Consider the following 18,646-nt stretch of genomic DNA (forward strand, 5'->3'; position numbering starts at 1 on the left):
AGAGTATGGTATGAAAATTCTACATATTGCGAATTTTGGCTTTAATAAGCAAGGCGCTCATTTTTATTGTACAGATCGAAAAATCTCTGCAGGTCTGACAGAAAATGGTCATTTTGTTTATGACTTTAGTTTTCGTGATATGGCTCGGATGGGAACCATCTTTAAAACTAAAAAACTTGGTGCCAATTGGGCAAATAAAGAAATTTTAAAAATTGTGGATAATATTGAGCCTGATTTAGTGCTAATAGGACACAGTGATTTAATGAGTCCTGATGTTTTAGCACAGATTAAACAGCGCTATCCGCACACGAAAATTGCCTTTTGGTATGTAGACCCATTGTATTTAGAGCATAAATTGGGCTTTATTCGTGAGTTTTCTCCATATTTAGATGCAATATTTTGCACCACAGGTGGAGAATACTTACAAAAACTCAAGCAACCGCATTTACGTGTAGGATATATGCCAAATATTGGCCATCGGAATGTAGAAGTTTTAAAACAATTTGAAAAAAGTAGTTTTCAGCAAGCTTTTATCTTCTGTGGTGTGATTTATAAAGAGCCGCTAAGAGAAGCTTTTCTACAAGATTTGGCAACAGCATTGGCATCTGCACAAGTGTCTTATCAATATTATGGTTGTTTTGGTCAAGCAGGCGTATATGGCAAACAATATTATGCTGTGCTTGCAGAAAGTCAAATGGGCTTAAATTACTCGCGCCGTAATGATGTAACGCTATACAGTTCAGATCGTATTGTTCAACTCACAGGCAATGGCTTACTGACGTTTTCGCCACGGATTCCAAAGTTTGAGGCCTTATATACAGCACAAGAGATTGTATATTTTGATGATCAAGCAGATTTGGCAGATAAAATTACCTATTATGCACATCATCCTGAGCAGGCATATCAAGTGGCACATGCGGGATGGACGAAAACGCGGCAAGCATTTAATGCACAGCGCATTACAAAGTATATGATTGAACTGACATTTAATTTGTCATGGACTGAGCAGTACGAGTGGGAATCTGAGGTGTATTCATGATGATGTGGTTGTTTGCTATTGTCCTTGGACTCGTGATTTTGGCTGGTATATTGTACTTGCTTGGCAATTATACGTTTTGGTTGCCTTATCGTGCCAAGCATCTGCCACGGATCGTCATGTTGCATCAAGTGAATCCACATGTTGAAGCTTCAGGCATGAATATGCCACCTGAAAAGTTTGAGCAGTTTTTACAACTTTTGGTTAAGCGAAACAGTACCTTTAGTTTTGTGGCTGATTTAGATCAACATGTTAATCAACCTCATGTTGTGGCACTGAGTTTTGATGATGGCTTTTTAGACAATTATCAATATGCTTACCCATTGTTAAAAAAATACAATGCCAAAGCCACCATTTATTTGGCAACGCATATTGAAGGGATTGAAACCTTACAACCTGAGCATATTCAAGAGATGTTGGCATCAGGATTAATTCAATTTGGTGCACATACTCAGCATCATGTGAACTTACTGAAGTTAGAGGATGCAGTCGCATTCAATGAAATTCAGCAATCCAAACAAGATGTCGAAAGATTGGCAGGCACATGCTATAGCTTTGCATATCCTTTTGGTCGATTTGATGCACGGCATGAAGATATGGTTGAGCAGTTGGGCTTTGTAAATGCAGTATCAACCCGTAAAAAAATTGAAAAAATAAGCAACAGTAATCGCTTTAGCATACCGCGCGTCAGCACTCATGGAAAAATGAATCGTATGCAAATGCAAATTGCATTGGCCAAGGGACGTTATAAATTATGAATCGAATACCTTGTAGTGTGTATATCATTACATTAAATTGTGGTCGTTGGCTTGAGCAAACCTTAGAAAGTGTACGTGATTTTGCTGAAGTAATTATTTTGGATTCAGGCAGTACAGACAATACTTATCAAATTGCTAAATCTTTTGATAATGTCAAAATTTCACATCAGCATTGGTTAGGTTATGTGGGGCAAAAAAAGCTTGCCCTTGCACAATGTAAATATCCATGGGCATTGAATTTAGATGGCGATGAAGTCTTGTCAGATGAATTAAAAGCGCAAATAGTGAGTACGATTCAAGATAATAAAGTAGATGGATTAATTACTCCAATCAATGATATTTTTCTTGGCATGGGCAATAATAAATTCACTAAAAAGCACGCCAAAGTTCGTTTTTTTCGTAAAGCCAAAGCACATTATGATGCATCCAATCAGGTGCATGAAAATATTATTGTGGATGGGCAGGTGGCAAGCGCCACAGGCGATATTTACCATTATGGCGAATCTAGTATTTATATTAAAGTACAAAAAAACAATCACTATTCTGAATTAAAAGCGAAAGAAAAATTTGAAAAGAACAAACGACCAAGCCTTGTAAAATTGGTCTGTATTATGCCGCTTGCTTTTTTTAAGTCATATATTATTCGCCGTAGTTGCTTAAATGGTTGGCGTGGGTTTGTAAATAGCATGATCAACGCATTTTATGCATTTCTAAAAGAAGCCAAATTGTTCGAGAAACATTTAAAGAAATAAGGCAATGCATCAATGAAAATTCTACAGATCATGGCCACGAGTGGTGGTATGGGTGGATTAGAGCAGCATACTTTTAATTTGACCAATGCATTGGCACAGCATTGTGATGTTTCAATTATTGCCCAGTCAGATTATCAAACGTACTTTCATGAAAATGTGAACTTTATTGGTTTTGATTTTAGTCGTAGTCGAAAAAACATTTTTTTATTGTGGCAATTAATTCAAAAGATTAAGCAGATTCAACCTGATGTGATCCATGCTCAAGCAGGAAAGGCATCTGCCATTGTTCGTGCTATACGCCCTTGGCTCAGCCGTAATATTCAGTATGTAACAACAGTACATGGCACAAAAAAAGATAAAATGCTCTATGCTAGCTTCGATGCCATTATTGCAGTGAGCCAGGGTTTGACTCAAGACTTACCTTCTGAAAAGACGCATGTGATTTATAATGGTGTCTTACCGGTGCCTGAATTCACAGCAGATCAGCGGCACATGCTATGGGAAAAAACAAAAACTGATCATTCACAGCTACAAGCAGATCGGCCAACTGTGGTATGGGTTGGGCGTTTAGAGGCAGTAAAACACGTTGAGCTCCTCTTAAATGCCTTTCAAGGTATTAACGCTAATTTATTGTTAATTGGTGATGGTTCTGAACGTTTAGCACGTGAGCAACAAGTGATAGCGTTAGGACTGTCCTCACAGGTGGCATTTTTAGGGTTTAAAACCAATGCGCGTGATTATTTGCAATTGGCAGATGTTGTGGCGTTATCATCTGCGCGTGAGGGTTTTCCTTTGGTGATGGTTGAAGCTTTGCAGGCCAAAAAGAAGTTTGTATCTACCCGTGTTAATGGGGTCGTGGAGTGGATTCCCGCACAGTATTTAGCTGAACAAAGCGATGCTCAAAGTTTGCATACAGCACTTCATCGTGCATTAAGTCCAAACAGCGACGCTGATTTTTGCACATTATTTGACCGTGCTGCCGATGAGCTAACAGTTGCTGCGATGACCAACAAAACGAAACAAGTCTATGATGCGATTGCTAAACATTAAATTATGATTTTTTAGTTAAGCGCACCGCATCAAGCAGTAAAAATTGTTGCTGAAAATTAATGGTATGTGATGCTGCATCTTGTTCATGCCAATTTGGCAGTATTTCTTGGCACAAGCGCTCTTCATAATGTGTTGGGCTCAGCTGAACAATTTCTTTGAGTTCAATATGCCCACCATAACGTTTCAATGAGTTTTGGCTTGGTCTGACTAAAGTATCTTTAAAATAGAAGGGTTGACCTGCCATGCGATATTCAACTTGTCCACGGCATACGGGATTTTTTGGGTGCTCTTGCCAAGTCCCGTTTAAGAGGTCATCGGTATAAAAAATATCAAGTCGGTCACCAAATTTTTTACAGTCACGTCGTGTCGATGTAAATAAATACCATAATCCGTCATGAAAAAATGGTGTACTGTCGACAGCACGAATATGTTCAACTAGGTTTTTTTCCTTCACCCAGTGCATTGGAAAGTCAGTACATTTCCATAATTCGATAGTTTCATTGGCACTCGTTTCAGGAATCATATACCACGTATCATTATGTTTGAAAACACATGGGTAAGATAAGTGATAATCTAGTTTTAAAATCGGCTGAGGCTCAGTGGCTTGACCATCTTCAAACACCTCAAGCACAGATAAAAAGCCAACAGGGTGTATGTCATCAACTTCTTCAAAAAAAATGAAATGCCGACCTTCATGTTGCGCATAAAATGGGTCAGCAAAGGTCATTTTATTGGGTGAGTGAATTTCAAATAATGATTGGCATTGTGTCGTCTGGTCAAATGAACCATTCAACCACCCAAAACGTAAATACCAATGTGAGTGGTAATGTTTACGCTGTCTTTTTTCTAAAAACTTAAACCATTTTTTTTGTAGTTTACGTAACATAATGCCGTCTTTTACTGATTTAATTTATGAACAGTATAACGATAAAACCACTGTAAACTATGCAAGTATTCTTTGTTTTTCCATAGTTTTTTAGCGTATTTTTTCTCTTCTTTATAATTTCTTGGCGGGTTTAAGGCTTCATGTTGCCATGGCGATTCTGCATAATACTTAAGATATAATGCATTATTCATGGCACAAATACTCCATGGTTTTGGCGTGCTGACAAAATGCATCAGGGCAGGTTGAATATCATTTTCACTGAAATAATTAAATTTTTCATCAAGATATTCAATATGACCTTCTAAAATTAAATTTAATACATCTTGATCTGGATACTCATATTCACGCTGACCGATCAGTTGCGTAAATTTTTCGACCACGTCAAAGTCTAACCAATGCTTACAGTGAATCAGCAATACCCCAGAATTAAAATAACGGTGTGTATTTGGTAGCCCTAGACCGGTGATGTCTTCTAACTTCATGCTTGAGTCTTGTACTGCGCCTAAAACAGTATGATCCAATGACACAGTTGTTAAATCATCTAATGAGCCTGTGCATAAAATATCAGCATCGACATATAAAAATGACTTAACTTGGTCTTTCAAGATATGTGCAATAGATAAGCGGTAATAAATGGCAGTGGTAAAATGCCCTGTGGTTTGTAAACTGTCAAAATAATCAGGCTTTAATATATGAACATGAATACGAATTCGGTCTGTCAACAATGCTTTGAAATGGGTGGCATCAAAGTATGTTGTAAAGATATGAAAATCAATATTTAAATTTGGGTTATGCTTCAATATGGAATAGATGCATATACCACAAGGTTTTAAATAGTTTTTATCTATGGCAAATGCAATGTTTAAATCAGCCTGAAATGGCATTTGATTTAAAGACAATATTTGCTGTTCAATGACTAAATTCGAAACATCGATCATAAGTAGACGCCAATCTATGCAAGTAAAATGAAAACACCTCAAGTTTACTCGAATACTTGAGGTTTTTCTCTATGGATAAAAGTAAGCAAGCTGATCACCAACAAATAATACAGTGTAGAGCTGACATTTGAAATAAAGTAAAAGTCAGTGAGTCCACACAGCATAACAATACCGATGGTATAGATGCCTGATAGGGTCAGTAAATGGCGTAATGCTGAGTAAGGTTTGACAAGCCAGCGTTTAAAAAATAAAAAAGCAGGGTATAAAAAAGAAAATAATAGTGCAGCCAAACCAAATATACCACGGCTTGCCAATTCTTGAAAATAGATGCTGTGCATATGGGTAAGGCAAGAGCCAGCTAAAATTCCTTCTTGACTCATTTTGCATAAATGTTTTGCAACTTGATAAATACCTACGCCAACTAGTGGAGATGACTCAAAATGATCGACTGCTGTCTTCCACATGATGAGGCGAGACCCAATACTTGTTGCTTGCGTAGATCGATCTTGAATCACTGTATAATCTTGATAAGCTGCTGTAAGTCGTTGATCAATGTAGTCACTATTAACACTTAAAAAACCAGCGGCTAAGACAATCGACATAAAAAAGCCTATTAAGAATTTTTTTGCTGATTTACGGTAAAAAATTGCAGTGGCAATAATTAAGAAGGGAATAATGACCCATACACCACGTGTGCCATGGAGTAAATTTAGAGTGATTGCAAAGACTGCAGAACCCAAAACACAATAAGCAAGGTATTTCTTTTCAAGTATGCTATGAAGGTAAAAGCTATATAGCAGCACAAGACTACTGATGCCTAACATCATAAAGTCATAAGTAATAATTTGATTATAATGCTCAAAAAAGTGCGCTCGAGAATAATCTTTAATAAACATTAAATAGCAGTTAAAGCAAATGTAAACGAGATTAAACCCTACAATCATATTAAAAAAATGCTCAACTTTATATTTAGAAATGAGCAATAAACAAGGCAAGAATACGAAAGGCAAACCATACAAATAGTTCATGTTATACATGCCAAGAATTTGTGTATTGGTGAGCTCTGACGCAATGTTAGCCAATGGCGTTGGGTGAAAAGCAACTTGTAACACCCATAATGACAGTGCGGTAACGACCGGGAAAAAGCTAAATTTTGGGAAATAATATTTGATATGTTCTAATTTAAAACAAATCGAAAGGAACAAAAGGGAATAAATGGTTAAAATAAAAAAAATGCTGACGCCATTTTTAATAAAAACAATACGATAAAAAATATAGAAAAAAACGACACTGATAAAAAAAGCAAGATAATCAGCTTTTTTCAAAAATTGGCTAAATGGCATTATGCAGACTTCACATTGAGAGAGTATATGGAAAGTTTGGGCTAATAAGATCGCCCAAACTCTCATGTGCTGTCATGTTTCTTTGCAGACTTAGCGGTTTGGATTACCCTTTAAAACCATATAAATCAGTGAAACAAAAATCAGTAATGCTCCAGCTAAACTGCTGACGCAAAAATACAAGATGCGCTGATATGTGTCCATATTTAAGAGTTCATTGGACAAAATATAACGCATGATGAACCATTGTACTAAGGAAAATACAATGATGACAAGGGCACGTCGGCGGACTTCAGGACGCATAGCCATATTAAATCCTCTCAATAAACCGCTTAGATTATGACATTGATTATACATGTTCTCAATATGAAAAGTCAGTATGGCCATGCGTTTATCACAATGTAAAGGTATTGTGAATGGCTTTTTACATAAGGGAAACTAAACATAAACCTAAAGTTGTTTAGGAATCACTGTACAGAGTTTACATTACAATTGAGTGTAATATTGTACGGCTTGGATATGAATCCTATTGATTTTGTGATGATTTGGGTGGATGGAAATGACCCCAAATGGAGAAAAAGTTTTAATGCCCATAAATATGGTGAAGGTATAGAACAACAACAACCAAGTACGCATATGTGTCGTTTTCGAGATTGGAATAATTTACATTATTGGTTTCGATCGGTAGAAAAATATTGCCCTTGGGTGAATAAAATCCATATTGTCACTTGTGGTCATTTTCCTCATTTTTTAAACAAGCAACATCCAAAGGTAAATATTGCTCATCATGCAGATATTATTGATCCTGAATATTTACCTACATTTAGTTCACATGTAATTGAAATTAATATACATAAAATTAAGGGGTTGTCAGAGCGCTTTGTTTATTTTAATGATGACATGTTTATTAACAAGCCTTTAGAACCAGAATTCTTTTTTAAAAATAATTTACCACGCGATGGCATATTACTTGAACCTATTACGGCTGTAGATACCGATAATCTTTTAGCGCATGTCATGCTGACCAATATTTCTATTATTAATCGAAACTTCAATTTCAAAGCATTATGTAAAAATAAGAGAAAGTATTTTTTTAATATTCGTTATGGTTTAAGTGCCAATAAAAGGAACTTGTTATATTCGTATCATTAGATTTTTTCAAGTATTTTTAATCATCATTTACCACAGCCTTTTTTAAAGCAAACCTTTAATGAAGTGTGGGAAAAAGAACAAGATTATCTAGAAAAGGTCTATCGACATCGCTTTCGTGAGTATGATGATGTGAATCAATATATGTTTCGAATTTGGCAGCTTTGTCAGGGAAATTTTTTCCCGACGAAAATTCAAAAGCGTGGTAAAGCATATCGAGTAATGACAGATAATTTGCCAAAAATACAGCAAACTTTAATTGAAAATAAATTGCCACTCATTTGTTTAAATGATCATGAGGCGATTCAAGACAGCCAATTTGCAAGTTTAAAGCATGAAATTTATAGTAGTTTTCATCAAAAGTTGCCTGAGAAGTGCAGCTTTGAAAATTAAGGCCTGAATAATCAGGCCTCAAATCATTATATTTTATGCGTCTTTTTTCGTTTGCTCACGTAAGCGAATGCCTAAATCTCTGAGCTGATTTGCTTCAACAGGCGCAGGGGCTTCTGTTAATGGGCATTCTGCTGTTTTGGTTTTCGGGAAAGCAATTACATCACGAATAGATTGCGCACCAGTCATGAGCATCACTAAACGATCTAAACCAAATGCCAAACCGCCATGTGGAGGTGCACCATATTTTAAAGCATCTAATAAGAAGCTAAATTTATCTTCAGCTTCTTCATCAGAAATACCCAATGCTTTGAAAATTGCTTTTTGCATTTCTAAGGTATAAATACGTAATGAACCACCACCAATTTCTGTACCGTTTAATACCATGTCATAAGCCACAGACAATGCATTACCAGGATCATTGGTTACGTCTTCAACACTGCTTTTTGGCAGGGTAAACGGGTGGTGGACTGACGTCCATTTACCATCATCAGTTTCTTCAAACATTGGGAAGTCAACCACCCAAAGAGGTGCCCAATCTGATGTTGCAAGTTTTAAGTCATGACCGATTTTGACACGTAACGCGCCAAGTGCATCATTAACAATCTTCGCTTTATCTGCACCGAAGAAGACGATATCGCCATTTTCTGCACCAACACGCTCAAGCAGTTGTAGCACAATTGGCTCAATGAATTTAACGATTGGAGATTGCAGACCTTCAATGCCTTTTTCAAGCTCGTTGACTTTAATATAAGCTAAGCCTTTTGCACCATAGATGCCGACAAACTTCGTGTATTCATCAATTTGGCTGCGTGATAATGCACTTGCATTTGGAACACGCAGTGCAGCAATACGACCTTTAGGATCATTCGCTGGGCCAGAGAAAACTTTGAACTCAACATCTTTCATCAAGTCAGCCACATCAACCAATTTTAATGGAATACGTAGGTCAGGCTTGTCTGATGCATAGTCACGAATCGCTTCGCTATATGGCATTTTTTGGAAAGGTGCAAATTCAATATTGAGTAAATCACTAAATAGTTTTTTGGTCATACCTTCCATCAAATCCATGATGTCATCATCATTTAAAAATGATGTTTCAATGTCGATCTGAGTAAATTCTGGTTGACGGTCAGCACGCAAATCTTCATCACGGAAGCATTTAGCGATTTGATAGTAGCGATCGATTCCGCCTACCATGAGCAATTGTTTGAATAACTGTGGTGATTGTGGCAATGCGTAAAAGCTACCATTTGATACACGGCTTGGTACCAAATAATCACGAGCACCTTCAGGTGTTGCACGCGTTAAAATTGGTGTTTCAACATCTAAGAAGCCATGGTCATCTAAGTAGTTACGAATTAGATTGGTCACTTTTGAACGGAATCTTAAACGATCTAACATTTCTGGACGACGAATGTCTAAGAAACGATATTTTAGGCGGATATCTTCAGAAACTGTGGTGTTTTCATCATTCAAAGGGAATGGCGGTGTTTCAGAGGCAGCTAAAACCTCAATGTCTTTTCCTAAGACTTCAATTTGACCGCTTACCATATTGGCATTTTCAGTGCCTTCATAACGCTTGCGAACACGACCTGTAATTTTTAATACAAATTCTGAACGTGCTTTATCTGCTGTTGCAAATGCTTCTGGAGTATCAGGGTCAATAACAACTTGTACTAAACCATCACGATCACGCATATCAAGGAAAATGACACCGCCATGATCTCGGCGACGGTGTACCCAACCGCATATTGTAATTGTTTGATCAATTTGGGCTTCTGTAATTGAGCCGCAGTAATGAGTTCGCATCATGGCGTGCTATGTCCAACGTCTATTGTGTAAAATTAGATTAAAGTAAGGCAAAGCATACTTATAGAAACGTTCAATTATGCATGTTTACAGGTATTGGCTCAAGGATTTGTTCAAAAACATGGTAAAGCGAGCAATGTATACATAATCTATTATAAAAATGGTATGAAAGATAAAGTATGATTTGGATGATGTGCAATGTCAGCGATATGAATTACTCATCAATAAGTAGAGAAATAAACGAGGATGAATAAATATATAAAACATAGATATCATTCATCCTTGATTGATTCCTATAAGCACAAGTGCAGTTGGGAGAATATTGTAGACCGTAATCTACAATACAAATATTTTATCATTGAGTAAAAGTAATGTTATCTTAAATTGTTGTTTATATTAGGAGATATAATTGGTTAAATAAATCTTAAAGCATCATGATCCTGAAATAATAAGTTTTGTTTTAGAGGAAATTCTTTTCCATGCCCATAGTTTTCCAATTTGACCATCAACATATATTTTAGTGTCTATATGTGCTTCACTTTGATGCACTTTTGATGGTTTTTTCTCTGAAAATACAAAAAAGAACTCTCCGCCAATTGCTTGAATATAAGCGACTTGGTCGGTAATAAATACGGGTTCTGAAGTAAGTTTAACTGCTTTTGTTTTCATACTCTAGCTCCATGAGCGGTAACATTTTTTATGTGATAGGGATTGTTTTATGTTATTCACCTCCAAATATAATAATAGTATAGTTGCTGAGCATAAATGAAGTTTCAATAGAGAGTTTGTGTTTATACTATTTTTATTTGTATAGATATTTTTCTAAACATAATGAATAAAATAATTGTTTGTTTTTATTGAATATTTATTTTGTCTTGGTTTTTTTTTAAATAAATTAGTTATTAAATCATAGACCTAGATTTTAGAATAAATAATGCAGTGCTATATATTGATAATTTATAATTACATTATGTAATTATTATAGCGAGAATCGTTCTTTAATATGTAAGAAACGATTCTCAAGTGACGTTTAAATGAATTTACCGTTCTCTTAATGCTTCTTTGGCTTTATTAAATGGTTTTAATAAATATTCTAAAATAGTCTTTTTGCCTGTTTGGATATCAACCGTTGCGACCGGTCACGATTGGTGCGAATATAAACCCGATAGTAAATCACTTTCACTTCACCTTTTATTATTACACTGATATCTATGAAAATAAGGTATTGAATTAAAATATATTATAAGAATATTTATTCAAAAGGTGTTTTTTGATTTAACTTTCGACTTTTAATGAATTGTTTCGATGAAGAACGAGAAATGAAGATAACACCTTGAATCTTTTTCAATTAAATCAAATATGCCAAAGCTGAATAAAACTTGTAAAAATAAAAATATGTTATAACATAACGATAATTTATGTTAGGCCATTTTCAGATGTCACAACCACACCGTTTATTGACTTTGTCTTTACTTGCGCTTTCTATACAAACTGCATTTGCTCAAGATTTGCCTGCCAATGTGGATTTACCTGCCATTGAATTAAAAGCAGTCAAAGAACAAGCTGTTCCTTTAGATAAAGAAGCAGGCGATTTATCAATCAAACAAGATCAGCTTATTCAAGGGGCAACGACCATTGGTAATGCATTAAATGGTCAAGCAGGTATTTATGCAGCACAATATACAGGCGGTGTAAGTCGTCCTGTTATTCGTGGTTTAGATGGAGCTCGAGTAAAAATTACACAAAATGGTGGTGATGCACTTGATGTATCCTCAGTTTCTCCTGATCATGCGGTAACAGTAAACCCCAATACAGCACAAGAAATTCAAGTGTTGAAAGGACCTGAAAGTTTACTTTATGCAGCAGGGTCGGTGGGCGGTTTAGTGAATGTGGTTGAGCACACAATTCCAAATAAGATGCCAGATCAGGGCTATACAGGACGTGTAGGTGCCCGTTATAACAGTGGCAATGATGAAATGCTGTATTCAGGTCAAGCCACAGTGGCATTAGGGTCACAATTTGCACTCAGTGCGGGTGGACTGACACGCGATGCCAACAGTTATATTTTACCTCGAAACTTACAGGGCACAGAACGCCGAGAAGACAATACGTTTGCACGCTCTAAAGATGCCAATGTTGGGGCATCTTGGATTTTTGATCGTGGTTATGCAGGTGTTTCTTATAGTGAGCGACGTGACCGATATGGTATTCCAGGCGATAATGCAGCATATGGTGCTTGTGAAATCAATGCGCTTGGCACAGCATTTTTACCCGATAGTTGCGGCGCTGCGGAAGAAGAGCATGGCGACTCAGCATGGATCAATCTCAAAGAAAAACGCTATGACTTTAAATCTGAGTTAAATGACCCATTTGTTGGTTTTTCTAAGTTATCTGCACAAGCCAATTATACCGAATATCAACATGCAGAAATGGATGGTGATACACCAGAAACGACATTTAGAAGTCGTGGTACAGATGCACGAATTGTATTAGACAATAAAGCATGGGCAAATGGTTGGACGGGGCAAGTTGGGGTTCAATATACAGGGCAGCGTTTAACCATTGCAGGTGATGAGTCGCTGATGGACCCAACCAATACACAGCGTTATAGTTTATTTGCATTGCAAGAAAAACAATATAATAATTTTCACTTTCAACTGTCATCACGTATAGACCATCAAAAGATTGATATCACACAGGGTGAAACCAATCCAGATGCTAAAAACTATCAAGACACAGCATATTCAGTGGCAGCAGCAACAGCTTGGGAGTTTATTCCCAACTATAAGCTGTCACTCACTGCATCACACCAAGAACGTTTGCCAATGGCTCAAGAGCTTTACTCTAATGGCAAGCACATGGCGACCAATACCTATGAACTTGGCAATGATGACCTGAGTAAAGAAAAATCAAACAATGTAGAATTGGGCTTACATGTAGATCAAGACCGCTTAAAATATAATATCAATGTATTTCACAATTGGTTTGATGGTTTTATTTATGCCAATACATTGGACCGATATCAAGATTTCCGCTTAATTCAATATAGCCAATCTAAAGCACGTTTTTATGGTGTCGATGGTGATATCAGTTATCAATTCTCACCTGTTTATCAAGTGAGTTTATTTGGCGATTATGTTCGTGGTAAATTAGACCAAGAGGGCAACGCACCACGTATTCCAGGTGGTCGTTTAGGCGCACGTGTAAAAGCACAGTTTGATGACCAATATGCTGCAAATGTTGAGTATTATCACGTCTTTAATCAGGATGATATTGCCAATTATGAAACAGGTGGGCAGGGTTATAACATGGTTAATCTAGGTTTGTCTTATAGCAACCATTTAAATGGTAAAGTAGATTACCGTGTATATACTCAAGCCAATAACTTATTAGACAGCAAGGTGTATCAGCACGAATCATTTTTAGCGAATGTACCGCAAATGGGACGTAATTTTACCTTAGGGGTCGACTTTAGCTTCTAATTTTCACCAAAAGAGACTTGAAAAATTAAGCAATACTATCTAGCCTAGCTTGTAAGAAGCTAGGTGTTTTTTATGCGTATTTTTCAACGAATTAACAATAAATTAAATTGGTCCAAGCGACGATATTTAGCCCTGATTTTAGGCATGATTTTGATTGGTGATGTGAGCCTCTCAGTCTATCAAACGGTTAAACCATTGCCTGAAGGGGTCGATTTTACAGGTAAGCTGCATCATGCAGAAGTTGATTTCATTGCAGATCAAACATTTACTGATGCACAAGGCAAAAAACAATATCAGCAACATATTTTTGACACCATGTTAAGCATGGTTGCAGAGGCCAAGTCGACCATTGTGTTAGACATGTTTTTGTTCAATGATCAGTTGGGCAAAACAGCTGCACCACACCGTGCTTTAGCACAAGAAATGGTGGCGGCATTAATTGAAAAAAAACGTCGTCATCCTGACATGAGCATCACGGTTATTACAGATCCAATTAACTCATATTATGGGTCAATTGTCCCTGAGCAGGATGTGTTATTAAGACGGGTTGGTGTTGAAGTGATTGAAACAGATTTGATTCCATTACGTGCATCTAATCCAATTTGGACAGGATTTTGGTCATTATGTTGCCAAAATTTTGGTAATAGCCCTGGACAAGGTTGGTTACCCAATCCCTTAGGACCTGATAAATTAACGTTAAGAAGTTATTTGTCACTTTTAAACTTTAAAGCCAATCATCGTAAAACTTTGGTGGTAGATGGTGCATCGGGTTGGGAAGCATTGGTAACTTCACAAAATATTCATGCGGCAAGTTCTGCACATGATAATGTCGCTTTACGTGTGAAAGGGCCTGCTGCGGTTGATGTATTAAATACAGAACAATCGATTGCAAAAATGTCAGGCGGCGAATTGCCATATGTCTTGATAGCAGATCATTCAAGTAATCCAACCTTACCGCAAGTACAAGTATTGACTGAAAAAGCCATTGAACGTGGTGTATTGTCATTGATTCGTTCTGCCAATGCCAATGACCATATTCAAATGCTTATGTTTTATTTGTCTGACCGTGATGTGATTGAAGCATTAAAAGAAGCACAACTTCGTGGTGTTAAAATGAGCATTTTATTGGATCCAAACCAAGATGCGTTTGGCCGTACTAAAAACGGTATTCCAAATCGTCAAGTTGCCAAAGAGTTGCATGATGCAGGTATGACGGTGCGTTGGTGTAATACGACAGGTGAGCAATGCCATAGCAAAATGGTTATTAGGCAATCAGGTGCAACACAAGAGCTGATTTTAGGTTCAGCCAATCTGACTGCCCGTAATTTAAACAACTATAATTTAGAAACCAATTTACGCGTGATTGGTCCTGCCAATGCCAAAGTATTTGTCGATGCAGAGCAATATTTTAATACCACATGGTCGAATCCAAATGGAGAGCAACATAGTTTGCCTTATGAAAAATATGCAGACGCATCAAGCTTAAAATACATGGTATATCGCATTATGGAATGGTCAGGGTTATCTACATTTTAATTAGACGCACAAAAAAGCCTGTCCATTGACAGGCTTTTTTTATAGGTTTAAGCAAGCTCATCATCTTCAGGATTTAGCTTTTGACGCTTAATTTCATGCTTCACTCGAATCATTGATGGATAGTGCCAAGATGCATAGCGCACCACAAAAATAGAAGCGGCAAGAATTAAAATTGCACCTGTCACAATCACCAAGCCAATGTCAGCTTTATGGTCATGCTGAATAACTGAAATGAGTAAGCGTGTTAATGCTGTAATTGCAATATAGATTAGGAATCGTACAGGCATATGGTTGGTTTTAAAGTAAATCCCCACCATTGCGCCAAGTTCTAGATAGATAAAAAGTAATAAAATATCATCAATTGACGCATAAGGTTTATGCGTAAAAATATCTATAGTGGTATTCACACCTGACCATGCAATCATACAGCCAATAATAAATAGTGCGATATAATGAAATGCTTCAACAGCAAGATTTCCGATTTGATCAAGTTTTGTTTCAATACGACGGTATTTTGATTTTTTGGGGTCCATAAGTCAGCCTGTCCTAGCTTATAAATACATATATTGTTAAGGCTAAGAATAAGCAAAAACCATCAATTTTACTAACCATAAAATGAAAAATACCTGCAAAAGCAGGCATTCTTCATCAAATTGTCATCGGCATCAGATCAAATCAATGCATTTAAGGTTGTTTCGGCTTTGCATTTGGTTTAAAGCGTAATTCACACTGACCATCAATGACCTTACCATTGACTTGTGCTTGAACAGCTTGACCATCTTGTTTGCCTGTACATAGCGTTTTAGATTGTTCAATCAGTGCTTTCATTTCGGGTGATTTTTTATGATCACGAGGTCCAAAGCGGCGATCACCATCTCTATTTGGGAAGTGGTCGAAGGTTGAACAGGCACTTAATAAGCTAACGCTGACCAAGCCCGTTACCATCATGAGGGTTTTAAGACGTGATTGCATGGTTATCCACCTAAAAATATTTTATTTAAATTTATACAACTAACATGGAGGAAGAATGGAGGATTTTTTGTGTCTATGTTGGTTAGAATAGCAATCAAATCAGATTTGAGTAGATTCTTTGAATAATCGTCGTATTCCTATTGCACTGCGTTTGTTTTCAACTGTGCTATGCACCACAGTCATTTTAACGACCGTGAGCTTAGGTGCATTTCAATGGACGATGAAAGAAAACTTTGCCAAATATGTTGCAGATGTGGAAATGCAAAAGCTCGATCATTTAGTAGAAAATTTGGTCGGGATTTATGGCATTTATAGTGATTGGGGCGATGCCATTCAAGCTCAGATTTTACAAGTTGAGGGCAAACCCAACAGCAATGATTTTGATCAATTATCTCGCATGTGGTTACGCCGTCAATATGATATTGCATTTCAACAGCGTTATTTTAAAGAAAATACCATGTTAAATGTGCCTAAAGGCTTAGACCAAAAAGAAAATAATGCCAAAAAAAGACATTTTACTGAGCAAGAAATTAAACTAATGCAAGAAAATTTGCCATCGGAATATCAACCTTTTGAAGGCATTAAATTTCCGTTAAACAGTAACCCTGGCATGTTTGGCAATAAAAGAAACAGTCAGCCTGCACCATTTGATGTAGAAAAGTCTTTATTTGAGAAAAACAGTCTACCGAACACTTATAAAAATATTGATTTAAAAAATACCATATCTAGAAAATTTTATCCGATGCCAGACCGTTTTGGTTTGAGCGCACGTTTAGCTTTATATGATGCCAAAAAACATTTTGTGGTCGGACCACCGCAGCAAGGAACGGTTGCCTTTCGACCATTGGTGGTGGGTGGTCGGGTGATTGGCTATTTAGGTTTACAACCGACCTTAGATCAAGATGATATTTTAAGTGTCAGTTTCTTTAGTACCCAAAAGCGCGTATTGCTTTTAATTTATGCTGTGACCGTCTTTGCAAGTTTAATTTTATCATTACTCCTTGCAACCTATTTTAAAAAGCCAATTCAGCAACTTTTACAAGCTGCACAAGAACTGACGAAAGGTAATTTTCAATATCAAATGCCTGTTAAACGAAATGATGAGTTAGGGGATTTGTCCTTTCAAATTAATAATTTGGCAGATATTTTAAATACCCATGAAAAATCGAGACGGCAATGGGTGGCAGACACCTCTCATGAGCTTAAAACGCCTTTGTCGGTGTTACAAGCACAAATTGAAGCCATGCAAGATGGTATTCGTAAACCGACACCAGAGCATTTATCTGCCATGATGCGTCAAGTCTCAAGCTTAAAAAAATTGACTCAAGATTTATCAGATTTAGCACAAGTCGAAGCTCAACAGCTTAAATGTTATTTTACAGATGCCGATCCATGGAAAATAATTGTAGAGGAAGTTGAAAACTTCAAACCAAAATTTGAGCAATCTCAACTGACAGTGACCATGCAAGGGGTGGGAACCATGTTGTCACTCGATCATGATCGTTTTAGACAAGTGATTGTCAACTTACTCAGCAATAGTATTCGGTATACTGAACAAGATGGTGAGATTCATATTCATACTGAGCAAACAGACATGTATTGGCGTGTTTATGTCGATGATAGCCCATTGGGCGTAACCACAGAACAAATCAAACAATTGGGTGAACGTTTTTATCGCGTGGATGACTCACGGACTCGAAGTACTGGGGGAACAGGACTTGGCTTGGCATTGTCGGTAAAAATTATACAGGTCTTGGGCGGTGAGCTGTCTTTTGATCACTCACCACTTGGCGGATTGCGTTGCCAATTAACTTTTTTAAAACATATCAATTTGGATGAGGAAGGAAGTCGATGAGAAGTATTTTTTTAGTCGAAGATGAAGTAGAACTAGCAGGTTTGGTCAAAGATTATTTAGAAGCCGCAGGGTTTCATGTTCATATGTTTCATGATGGTCAAGAAGCCTATCAGCAGTTTCTACAAAAAAAGCCAAGCCTCATGATTTTAGACTTAATGGTGCCACGCATGGACGGTTTAACCATTTGTCGTAAAGTACGTGAACAATCAGATATCCCAATTATTATGGTGACTGCACGAACCGAAGAAATTGATCGTGTATTGGGTTTAAATATGGGCGCAGATGATTATATCTGTAAGCCATTTAGTCCTAAAGAGTTGGTTGCACGTGTTCAAGCGGTATTGCGCCGTTTAGAGCGTAAAGAGCAACCTGAAGAAGAAGCAAATTTATTTACTGTAGAAAAAGCACAACAACGTATTTGGTATAAACACAAAGCATTGAACTTAACGCCAACTGAATTCCGTTTATTTGAACTGTTTTTAGAGCACATTGGGCAAGTGTACTCACGTACACAATTGTTAGATCATATTAATCCAGACAGTTTTGATGTGGCAGACCGTGTGATTGACAGCCACATCAAAAACTTACGTCGTAAAATTATTGATGCAACTGAATCAAACGCCAATCATGAATGGATTCAAGCGGTATATGGGGTTGGTTACCGTTTTGAATATCCAGACTGATAAGTCA

18 protein-coding genes and 1 pseudogene are annotated in these 18,646 nt (G+C 37.0%); 10 read left to right on the forward strand and 9 right to left on the reverse strand.

Annotation, left to right across the window (positions count from 1 at the left end):
* The first annotated feature begins 10 nt into the window (after window positions 1–10).
* Genes CFY84_RS09265 through CFY84_RS09280 form a run of 4 tightly spaced genes read left to right on the forward strand, consistent with a single transcriptional unit; the run spans window position 11 to window position 3,596 of the window.
* Window positions 11–1,039, forward strand: a complete 1,029-nt coding sequence (locus CFY84_RS09265; RefSeq protein ID WP_088823993.1) for a glycosyltransferase family protein — start codon at window positions 11–13, stop codon at window positions 1,037–1,039.
* A complete protein-coding gene (locus tag CFY84_RS09270; RefSeq protein ID WP_088824069.1) occupies window positions 1,039–1,794 on the forward strand; it encodes a polysaccharide deacetylase family protein in 756 nt (251 codons plus the stop codon). Before CFY84_RS09265 ends, CFY84_RS09270 begins: the two co-directional genes overlap by 1 nt.
* Window positions 1,791–2,546, forward strand: coding sequence for a glycosyltransferase family 2 protein (locus CFY84_RS09275; RefSeq protein WP_088823995.1), 756 nt, complete (start codon window positions 1,791–1,793; stop codon window positions 2,544–2,546). The genes CFY84_RS09270 and CFY84_RS09275 overlap by 4 nt, the downstream gene beginning before the upstream one ends.
* A 12-nt stretch (window positions 2,547–2,558) precedes the next feature.
* Window positions 2,559–3,596, forward strand: a complete 1,038-nt coding sequence (locus tag CFY84_RS09280; RefSeq protein WP_088823996.1) for a glycosyltransferase — start codon at window positions 2,559–2,561, stop codon at window positions 3,594–3,596.
* Window position 3,597: 1 nt separating this feature from the next.
* Here the strand turns inward: CFY84_RS09280 and CFY84_RS09285 are convergent, their stop codons facing one another.
* The 4 genes from CFY84_RS09285 to CFY84_RS09300 form a co-directional block, all read right to left on the reverse strand.
* Complete coding sequence (locus CFY84_RS09285; protein ID WP_322852949.1) at window positions 3,598–4,482, reverse strand: glucosamine inositolphosphorylceramide transferase family protein; 885 nt, start codon at window positions 4,480–4,482, stop codon at window positions 3,598–3,600.
* Between the two features lie 11 nt (window positions 4,483–4,493).
* Window positions 4,494–5,420 (reverse strand): glycosyltransferase family 8 protein, encoded by a 927-nt coding sequence (locus tag CFY84_RS09290; RefSeq protein ID WP_088824001.1) that lies wholly within the window; start codon window positions 5,418–5,420, stop codon window positions 4,494–4,496.
* 44 nt (window positions 5,421–5,464) lie between these two features.
* Entirely contained in the window at window positions 5,465–6,532 is a 1,068-nt protein-coding gene (locus CFY84_RS09295; protein ID WP_171289071.1) for an O-antigen ligase family protein, read from the reverse strand.
* A gap of 321 nt (window positions 6,533–6,853) precedes the next feature.
* The gene (locus tag CFY84_RS09300; protein WP_088824005.1) at window positions 6,854–7,069 is read right to left on the reverse strand and encodes a hypothetical protein; all 216 of its coding nucleotides are present in this window, start codon (window positions 7,067–7,069) and stop codon (window positions 6,854–6,856) included.
* A gap of 210 nt (window positions 7,070–7,279) precedes the next feature.
* Here CFY84_RS09300 and CFY84_RS11300 point away from each other — a divergent pair, with 210 nt between their 5' ends.
* On the forward strand, window positions 7,280–7,912 hold the full coding sequence (locus tag CFY84_RS11300; protein WP_213062832.1) for a stealth family protein: 633 nt from the start codon (window positions 7,280–7,282) through the stop codon (window positions 7,910–7,912).
* 12 nt (window positions 7,913–7,924) lie between these two features.
* Window positions 7,925–8,302, forward strand: coding sequence for a stealth conserved region 3 domain-containing protein (locus tag CFY84_RS11305; RefSeq protein ID WP_228149633.1), 378 nt, complete (start codon window positions 7,925–7,927; stop codon window positions 8,300–8,302).
* A gap of 33 nt (window positions 8,303–8,335) precedes the next feature.
* Here the strand turns inward: CFY84_RS11305 and aspS are convergent, their stop codons facing one another.
* From aspS to CFY84_RS11390, 3 genes and pseudogenes are all read right to left on the reverse strand, one after another.
* Entirely contained in the window at window positions 8,336–10,114 is a 1,779-nt protein-coding gene (aspS, locus tag CFY84_RS09310) for an aspartate--tRNA ligase (RefSeq protein ID WP_088824007.1), read from the reverse strand.
* Window positions 10,115–10,543: 429 nt separating this feature from the next.
* Entirely contained in the window at window positions 10,544–10,780 is a 237-nt protein-coding gene (locus tag CFY84_RS09315; protein WP_088824009.1) for a hypothetical protein, read from the reverse strand.
* A gap of 371 nt (window positions 10,781–11,151) precedes the next feature.
* A pseudogene (locus CFY84_RS11390) lies at window positions 11,152–11,306 on the reverse strand (secretion protein HlyD); the annotation flags it as partial.
* Window positions 11,307–11,547: 241 nt separating this feature from the next.
* Here CFY84_RS11390 and znuD point away from each other — a divergent pair.
* Together znuD and CFY84_RS09330 are read left to right on the forward strand one after the other, a co-directional pair.
* A complete protein-coding gene (gene znuD, locus CFY84_RS09325) occupies window positions 11,548–13,593 on the forward strand; it encodes a zinc piracy TonB-dependent receptor ZnuD (protein ID WP_213062833.1) in 2,046 nt (681 codons plus the stop codon).
* Window positions 13,594–13,665: 72 nt separating this feature from the next.
* Complete coding sequence (locus tag CFY84_RS09330) at window positions 13,666–15,129, forward strand: phospholipase D-like domain-containing protein (protein WP_088824012.1); 1,464 nt, start codon at window positions 13,666–13,668, stop codon at window positions 15,127–15,129.
* Between the two features lie 47 nt (window positions 15,130–15,176).
* Here CFY84_RS09330 and CFY84_RS09335 read toward each other — a convergent pair whose 3' ends face one another.
* Together CFY84_RS09335 and CFY84_RS09340 are read right to left on the reverse strand one after the other, a co-directional pair.
* Entirely contained in the window at window positions 15,177–15,662 is a 486-nt protein-coding gene (locus CFY84_RS09335) for a phosphate-starvation-inducible protein PsiE (protein WP_088824014.1), read from the reverse strand.
* 151 nt (window positions 15,663–15,813) lie between these two features.
* Window positions 15,814–16,101, reverse strand: coding sequence for a hypothetical protein (locus CFY84_RS09340; RefSeq protein ID WP_088824016.1), 288 nt, complete (start codon window positions 16,099–16,101; stop codon window positions 15,814–15,816).
* A gap of 118 nt (window positions 16,102–16,219) precedes the next feature.
* On the opposite strand from CFY84_RS09340, the gene baeS reads away from it, so the two are divergent.
* Together baeS and CFY84_RS09350 are read left to right on the forward strand one after the other, a co-directional pair.
* Window positions 16,220–17,956, forward strand: coding sequence for a sensor histidine kinase efflux regulator BaeS (gene baeS, locus CFY84_RS09345; protein WP_088824018.1), 1,737 nt, complete (start codon window positions 16,220–16,222; stop codon window positions 17,954–17,956).
* Window positions 17,953–18,639, forward strand: coding sequence for a response regulator (locus CFY84_RS09350; RefSeq protein WP_088824020.1), 687 nt, complete (start codon window positions 17,953–17,955; stop codon window positions 18,637–18,639). Before baeS ends, CFY84_RS09350 begins: the two co-directional genes overlap by 4 nt.
* Window positions 18,640–18,646: the final 7 nt, after the last annotated feature.

The sequence above is a fragment of the Acinetobacter apis genome, assembly GCF_900197575.1.
In the GTDB taxonomy this organism is placed as follows: domain Bacteria; phylum Pseudomonadota; class Gammaproteobacteria; order Pseudomonadales; family Moraxellaceae; genus Acinetobacter; species Acinetobacter apis.